The organism is Streptomyces sp. NPDC097981 (assembly GCF_040302565.1).
Classification (GTDB): domain Bacteria; phylum Actinomycetota; class Actinomycetes; order Streptomycetales; family Streptomycetaceae; genus Streptomyces.
In genome coordinates this window covers 1-8183 of sequence record NZ_JBEORW010000109.1, presented here as the reverse complement: position 1 = coordinate 8183, position 8183 = coordinate 1, and the positions used below count along the sequence as shown (strand labels likewise).

At 74.1% G+C, this 8183-nt stretch carries 2 protein-coding genes; both read left to right on the top strand.

Annotation, left to right across the window (positions count from 1 at the left end; all coding sequences use genetic code 11):
* The coding region (locus ABTY04_RS39625) for an SDR family NAD(P)-dependent oxidoreductase (RefSeq protein WP_352218287.1) at positions 1 to 6612 on the top strand (6612 nt) is incomplete at its 5' end.
* Between the two features lie 142 nt (positions 6613 to 6754).
* Positions 6755 to 8183: type I polyketide synthase (locus ABTY04_RS39620; protein WP_502996824.1), on the top strand; the 1429-nt coding region annotated here is incomplete at its 3' end.

The window sequence follows — 8183 nt, the reverse complement described above, 5'->3', positions numbered from 1 at the left end:
CTGACCAGCCGCCGGGGCATGGACGCCCCGGGTGCCGCCGAGCTGGTGGCGGAGCTGTCCGGGCTGGGTGTCGAGGTGTCGGTCGTGGCGTGTGACGCCGCCGACCGGAACGCCCTGCGTGCGCTGCTGGCGGCCGAGGCCGACACGCTCACGGCCGTCGTGCACACCGCCGGGATCCTCGACGACGGCGTCCTCGACGCGCTCACGCCCGAGCGTTTCGACAGCGTGTTGCGTGCGAAGGCGACCTCCGCGCTCAACCTGCACGAACTCACCGCCGAGCTCGGCATCGAGCTCTCCGCGTTCGTGCTCTTCTCGTCCGTCACGGGCACGTGGGGTACGGCCGGTCAGGCCAACTACGCCGCCGCCAATGCCTACTTGGACGCCCTCGCCGAGCAGCGTCGTGCCGCCGGTCTGGCCGCGACCTCGCTCGCGTGGGGTCCGTGGGCCGAGGGCGGCATGGCCGCCGACGGCGTGCTGGATGCCCGGATGCGCCGGGGCGGCGTGCTGCCGATGGCCGCCGGGTCGGCCGTCGAGGCCCTTCACCGGGCCCTCGGCGCCAACGACACGGTCGTCACCGTCGTGGACGTCGACTGGGGCCGGTTCGCCCCCGGCTTCACCGCCGTGCGCTCCAGCAGCCTCTTGTCCGAGCTGCCCGCCGCCCGCGACGCCCTCGCCCCGCGCGCGGGCGACGGCGACCAGGGCCAGGCCGGTACCGGGACCGCCAACGGCCGCCAGTCCCTCGTGCAGCGGCTGGCGGGCCTCTCCGCCGCCGAGCGGGACCGGGCGCTGCTCGACCTTGTACGCAAGGAGGTCGCCGCGGTCCTCGGCCACGCCGGCGTGGAAAGCGTCGGCGCGGGACGGGCGTTCAAGGAGCTCGGCTTCGACTCCCTGACCGCCGTCGAGCTGCGCAACCGCCTGGGCGCCGCCACCGAACTGCGGCTCCCGGCCACGCTGATCTACGACTACCCGACCTCCGCCGACCTGGCGGAGCACCTGGGCGGCGAGCTCCTCGGCACCGAGGCCGGGGCGACCGCCCTCGCCCCGGCGGCCCGGGCAGACGACGACGATCCGATCGCGATCGTCGCGATGAGCTGCCGCTTCCCCGGCGGGGTCCGTACCCCCGAGGACTTCTGGCAGCTGCTGGCCGCCGGCGGTGACGCCATCGGCGAGTTCCCGGCCGACCGGGGCTGGGACGCCGAGGCACTGTTCGGGCCGCGGTCCGAGCAGGAGGCCTCGTACGCCCGCGAAGGCGGCTTCCTCTACGACGTCGCGCAGTTCGACCCCGGTTTCTTCGGGATCTCCCCGCGTGAGGCCCTCGCCATGGACCCGCAGCAGCGGCTCCTGCTGGAGACCTCGTGGGAGGCGTTCGAGCGGGCCGGCATCGACCCCTCGTCGGTGCGCGGCACGCAGGCCGGCGTGTTCATCGGGACGAACGGCCAGGACTACCTGTCGCTCGTCCTGAACTCCGCCGACGGTGGCGACGGGTTCATGAGCACCGGTAACTCCGCGAGCGTCGTCTCCGGGCGGCTCTCCTACGTCTTCGGTCTCGAAGGCCCGGCCGTCACCGTCGACACCGCCTGCTCGGCGTCGCTCGTGGCCCTGCACCTGGCGGTGCAGGCGCTGCGTAGCGGCGAGTGCTCGATCGCGCTCGCCGGTGGTGTCACCGTGATGTCGACGCCGGGCGCCTTCGTCGAGTTCAGCCGCCAGGGCGGGCTCGCTGCCGACGGCCGGATCAAGGCGTTCGCGGCGGCCGCCGACGGCACGGGCTGGGGTGAGGGCGTGGGCATGCTGCTCGTCGAGCGGCTCTCCGACGCCCGGCGCAACGGGCACCCGGTCCTCGCCGTGGTCCGGGGCTCGGCCGTCAACCAGGACGGTGCGAGCAACGGCCTGACCGCCCCCAACGGTCCTTCGCAGCAGCGGGTCATCCGCCAGGCCCTGGCGAGCGCCGGACTGTCGGCCGCCGAGGTCGACGCGGTCGAGGCGCACGGCACGGGCACGCGTCTCGGCGACCCCATCGAGGCGCAGGCGCTGCTCGCCACCTACGGGCAGGACCGCCCGGCCGAACAGCCGCTGCTGCTCGGCTCCGTCAAGTCCAACATCGGACACACGCAGGCTGCCGCCGGCGTCGCGGGTGTCATCAAGATGGTGCTGGCGATGCAGCACGGGGTGCTGCCGCAGACCCTGCACGTGGACGGGCCGACCCCGCACGTCGACTGGACCGCGGGCGACGTCGCGCTGCTCACCGAGCGGCGGGAATGGCCGGACACAGGCCGTCCGCGCCGGGCCGGCGTTTCCTCCTTCGGCGTGAGCGGTACGAACGCGCACACCATCCTGGAGCAGGCACCGCCGGCACCGTCGGCCCCCGAGACGGTGGAGGCCGAGGGGCCCGGCACGTGGCCGTGGATCCTGTCGGGCAAGACCGCGTCCGCCGTGCGTGACCAGGCGGCCCGGCTCCTCGCGCACCTCGGCGCGGGCGACGAGGCGCGGCCGGTCGACATCGGCCACTCGCTCGCCACCGGCCGGGCCCTGCTCGACCACCGCGCCGTGATCGTGGCGGGGGAGCGGGAGGAGTACAGCGAGGCGCTGGCCGCGCTGGCGGCGGGCGAAGCCGCCGCCGCGCTCATCCAGGGCGTGGCGAGCGCCGAACAGCAGGTGGCGTTCCTGTTCACCGGGCAGGGCAGCCAGCGTCCCGGGATGGGGCGCGAACTGTACGACGCCTTCCCGGTGTTCGCGGACGCGCTCGACACGATCTGCGCCCACCTGGACGCGCTCCTCGACCTGCCCCTGAAGGACGTGCTGTTCGCGGCGGACGCGGAGCGCCTGGACCGCACGGAGTACACCCAGCCGGCGTTGTTCGCCGTCGAGGTGGCGTTGTTCCGGCTCCTGGAGAGCCAGGGGCTGCGGCCGGACTTCCTCGCCGGTCACTCCATCGGCGAGATCGCCGCCGCGCACGTGGCCGGTGTCTTCTCCCTGGAGGACGCGTGCTCCCTGGTCGCCGCTCGCGGGCGGCTGATGCAGGCCCTGCCGACGGGTGGCGTGATGATCGCCGTCGAGGCTTCGGAGGACGAGGTCCTGCCGCTACTGACCGACCGGGTGAGCATAGCGGCCGTCAACGGCCCCCGGTCGGTCGTGGTCGCGGGTGACCAGGACGCGGCGCTCGCCGTCGCGAACGCCTTCCCCGACCGCAAGACCAAGCGGCTCACCGTCAGCCACGCCTTCCACTCGCCCCACATGGACGGCATGCTGGCCGACTTCCGCAAGGTCGCCGAGGAGGTCGCCTACGCGACCCCGCGCATCCCGGTCGTCTCCCACCTCACCGGCGCGCTCGTCACCGACGAGATGGAATCGGCCGAGTTCTGGGTGCGGCACGTCCGCGAGGCGGTCCGCTTCCTCGACGGCGTCCGCGCCCTCGAAGCCGCAGGAGTCACCACTTACGTCGAGATCGGCCCCGACGGGGTGCTCTCCGCGCTCGCGCAGGACTGCGTGACGGCGGACGCCGCGTTCGTGCCCGTGCTCCGCAAGGGCCGCGCCGAGGCCGAGACCCTCGTCGGCGCTCTCGCCCGGGCGCACGTCCACGGCCTCGCCGTCGACTGGTCCGGCTTCTACTCCTCCGGCGCGCAGCGCGTCGACCTGCCCACGTACGCCTTCCAGCAGGAGCGCTACTGGGTCGACTCCTTCGCCACGCCGGAGGACGCCCTCTCGCTCGGCGTCGAGCCGGCCGGGCACCCCCTGCTCGGCGCGGCGGTCGAGCTGCCGGACACGGGCGGGTTCCTGTTCACCGGTCGGCTCTCGCTGCGGACGCACCCGTGGCTGGCCGATCACGTCGTGGCCGACTCGGTGGTCGTGCCCGGCGCGGCCTTCGTCGAACTGGCCCTGCGGGCCGGGGAGGACGCCGGCTGCGGGCAGGTGCGGGAACTGGCCCTGGAGGCACCGCTCGTGCTACCCGAGGACGGGGCCGTGCAGCTGCGGCTCACCGTGGGCGGGGCGGACGGCGAAGCGTGCCGCTCCGTGCAGGTGCACAGCCGCCCGGAGGCCACCGACGGCGACGGCCCGGACGGCGCGGCCTGGTCCCGTCACGCCACCGGGTTCCTCGCGGAAACCGCTGCGACGGGCGGCGTGGGCACCACCGGGCCGTGGCCGCCCACCGGCGCCGAGGAGGTGTCCGCCGAGGCGGTCTACGACCGGCTCACAGCGGCCGGGCTCCACCACGGGCCCGCTCTGAAGACCCTGACCCGGCTCTGGGTGCGGGGCGAGGAGGTCTTCGCGCAGGCACGGCTGAGCGGCGAACCGCACGCCCAGACGGGCGGGTTCGCGCTCCACCCGGCGCTGCTCGACACCGCCGTGCAGGCGCTGGCCGCGGCGGGCACCGCCGGCTGCGAGCCGCTCACCTGGCGCGGAGTACGCCTGCACGCGTCCGGGGCGGACGCGCTGCGCCTGCGCATCACGCCCGACGGCGCGGACACCGTGTCCGTCGAACTGGCCGACGAGCAGGGCGCGCCCGTCGCGTCGGTCGAGGCGCTGGTGACACGGGACCTCGACGCGGAGCGGTTCGCGGTGGCCCCCGAAGGAGCCCACGACGCGCTGTTCCGGCTCGACTGGGTCCGTACGGCGCTCCCGGCCCGCCCGGCCGCCTCGGCGCTCGTGGTCGTCGGCGACGCCGCCGACGGCCGGTCGCCGCTCGGCGTCGCCCTCGGCGGTGCGGGCGTCCCCGTCACCACTTACGCGGACCTCGCCGCACTGGACGAGGCCGTCACCGACGGCCGGCAGCCGATGCCCGCCGCCGTGGTCGTGCCGTTCACGGCGGCCACCGCCACGACGGCGGACCAGGTCGACGCCCTCCTCGCGCAGGAGGTACGCGACGCGGCGCACCGGGCGCTCTCGACCGTGCAGGGCTGGCTGGACAACGGTCGCTTCGCCGGCGCACGCCTGGCCGTCGTCACCCGCGGAGCCGTGGCCGCCCATACGGACACCGAGACCGGCGACCTCGCCCACGCCCCGGTGTGGGGCCTGCTGCGGGCCGCGCAGACCGAGCACCCCGGCCGGTTCGTCCTCGTCGACCTCGATGACACGGACGCCTCCGGCCGGGCCCTCGCGGGCGCCCTCGCCTCGGAGGAACCCGAGCTGGCGGTACGTGGCGGGGCGCTGTACGCGCCGCGTCTGGCCCGGGTCGGCGCACCGACGGCGCCCGACGACGGCACGCGGAGCCGGATCGACACGAGCGGCACCGTCCTGATCACCGGGGCGGGTGGCGGACTCGCCGGTCTCCTCGCCCGCCACCTGGTCGCAGAGCACGGGGTACGGCACCTGCTGCTCACCGGCCGCAGGGGCGCGGACACCGACACCGCCGCAGAACTCACCGCCGAGTTGGGCGCGTTGGGGGCTCAGGTCAGTTGGGTGGCGTGTGACGTCGCCGACCGCGACGCGGTGGCCGCGCTGCTGGCCTCCGTCCCCGCGGAGCGTCCGCTGACGGCGGTCGTGCACACCGCGGCCGTCCTCGACGACGGCGTCGTGGACCTGCTCACGCCCGAGCGCGTGGACCGGGTCCTGCGGCCCAAGGTCGAAGGGGCGCTCCACCTGCACGAGTTGACGCGTCACCTCGACCTGTCGGCGTTCGTCCTGTTCTCCGCCGCCGCCGGAACCCTCGGTGGCGCGGGTCAGGCCAACTACGCGGCGGCGAACGTCTTCCTCGACTCCCTCGCCCGGCACCGGCGGGCCCGCGGGCTCACCGCGCTTTCCCTGGTGTGGGGCATGTGGGCTGAGGAGCGCGGGATGGCCGGCCGCCTCACCGAGGCGGAGCGGGCCCGCGCCGCGCGCGGCGGTGTCGCGCCGCTGTCGGCGCGGGAGGGCCTGGCGCTCTTCGACCTGGCCCTCGCCGCGGACGACGAGCCGGTCCTGCTGCCCGTCGGGATCGACCTCCCCACCCTGCGGGCCCGGGCCGCGGACGGCGGCATCCTGCCGATGTTCCGCGGTCTGGTCCGGACTCCGCTCCGCCGGAGGACGGCGGCGGTGACGGCCCCCGGCATGCACCGCGCCGAGGTCGCGGACGCGGCGACCGGGACGGGCGGGCGGACGCTGGCGCAGAGGCTGGCCGAACTGTCGGCCGCCGAGCGGGAGCGGACCGTACTGACCCTGGTGCGCGGCCAGGTCGCCGCCGTCCTCGGGTACAAGTCGGCCGAACACGTCGGCGAGGAGCAGGCGTTCAAGGAGCTGGGCTTCGACTCGCTGACCGCGGTCGAGCTGCGCAACCGGCTCGGCGCGGCCGCCGGGCTCCGGCTCCCGGCCACGCTCGTCTACGACTACCCGAATCCGGCCGCTCTCGCCCGGCACCTGCTGAGCGAGGTCGCCCCGGAGGGTACGGGCGGGCGCAAGCTCTCCGTGCTGGAGGAACTCGACCGCCTGGAGAGCACCTTCGCCTCGCTGGACGCGACGGAACTGTCCGCCGCGGCCGGCGACGACGCGGCCCACGCCCGTGTCGCGGTGCGCCTGCAGACCCTGCTCGCGCAGTGGAACGACGCCCGTCAGACGGAGGGCGACAGCGTGGCCGACGAGATCGAGGACGCGAGCGACGACGAACTGTTCGCCCTCATCGACAAGAAGTTCGGCCAGGGCTGAACCCCAGCCGCCCCCAGGCCGTACCGCCGGAACCCCTGTTCCGGCGGTACGGCCACCGGCTTCCCGAATTTCCTCAAATATCCTCGGGTTCCCCTGACTCCCCTGAACTCCCCTGAATTCTCTTGAGTCCTCCACGGTCTCGATCACGCGAATAGGTGAAGCGCCAGTGGCGAACGAAGCAAAGCTCCGCGAATACCTCAAGAAGGTCACGACGGATCTCGATGAGGCGTACGGACGTCTTCGGGACATCGAGAGCCAGGCCCACGAGCCCATCGCCATCACGGCGATGAGTTGCCGTTTCCCCGGCGGAGTGAGCTCCCCGGAAGAACTGTGGGACCTGCTCGCCGCCGGCGGCGACGCCCTCACCGAATTCCCCGCGGACCGAGGCTGGGACCTGGACCACCTCTTCTCCGACGACCCCGACGGCCAAGGCACCTCGACCACCCGCGAGGGCGGCTTCCTCAGCGGCGCGTCCGCGTTCGACGCCCACTTCTTCGGGATCTCCCCGCGCGAGGCCATGGCGATGGACCCGCAGCAGCGCCTGCTCCTGGAGACCTCCTGGGAGGCCTTCGAGCGGGCCGGCGTCGACCCGAACCTGCTGCGCGGCAGCCAGTGCGGCGTGTTCGTCGGCATGAACGGCTCGGACTACCTCACCCCGCTCCTGGAGGCGGCCGAGGACTACGCGGGCCACCTCGGCACCGGCAACGCCTCGAGCGTGCTGTCCGGCCGCCTCTCCTACACCTTCGGCCTCGAAGGCCCCGCCGTCACCGTCGACACCGCCTGCTCGGCATCGCTGGTGGCCCTCCACCTCGCGGTACAGGCGCTGCGGGCCGGCGAGTGCTCGCTGGCCGTCGCCGGTGGCGTACACGTGATGTCCACCCCCGGCCTCTTCGTGGAGTTCAGCAAGCAGCGCGGACTTTCCACGGACGGCCGCTGCAAGGCGTTCGCGGCGGGGGCCGACGGCTTCGGCCCGGCGGAGGGCGTGGGCGTCCTGCTCTTGGAGCGGCTCTCCGACGCGCGCAAGAACGGCCGTCCGGTCCTGGCCGTGGTCCGGGGTTCCGCGATCAACCAAGACGGTGCGAGCAACGGTCTGACGGCCCCGAACGGGCCCTCCCAGCAGCGCGTCATCCGCCAGGCGCTGGCCAACGCCCGTCTGTCCGCCGACCAGGTGGACGTCGTCGAGGCGCACGGCACGGGCACCTCGCTGGGCGACCCCATCGAGGCCCAGGCGCTGCTCGCCACGTACGGACAGGACCGCCCTGCCGACCAGCCGCTGCTGCTGGGGTCGGTGAAGTCCAACATCGGCCACACCCAGGCCGCCGCCGGCGTCGCGGGCGTCATCAAGATGGTGCTGGCGATGCGGCACGGGGTGCTCCCGCAGAGCCTCCACATCGACGAGCCGTCGCCCCACGTGGACTGGGAGTCCGGCACGGTCGTGCTGCTCACGGCGCAGACGGCGTGGCCCGAGACGACGCACCCGCGTCGTGCGGGTGTGTCGTCGTTCGGGTTCAGTGGGACGAATGCGCATGTGATCGTGGAGGAGGCGCCGGAGGCGGACGCGGCTGAGGTGG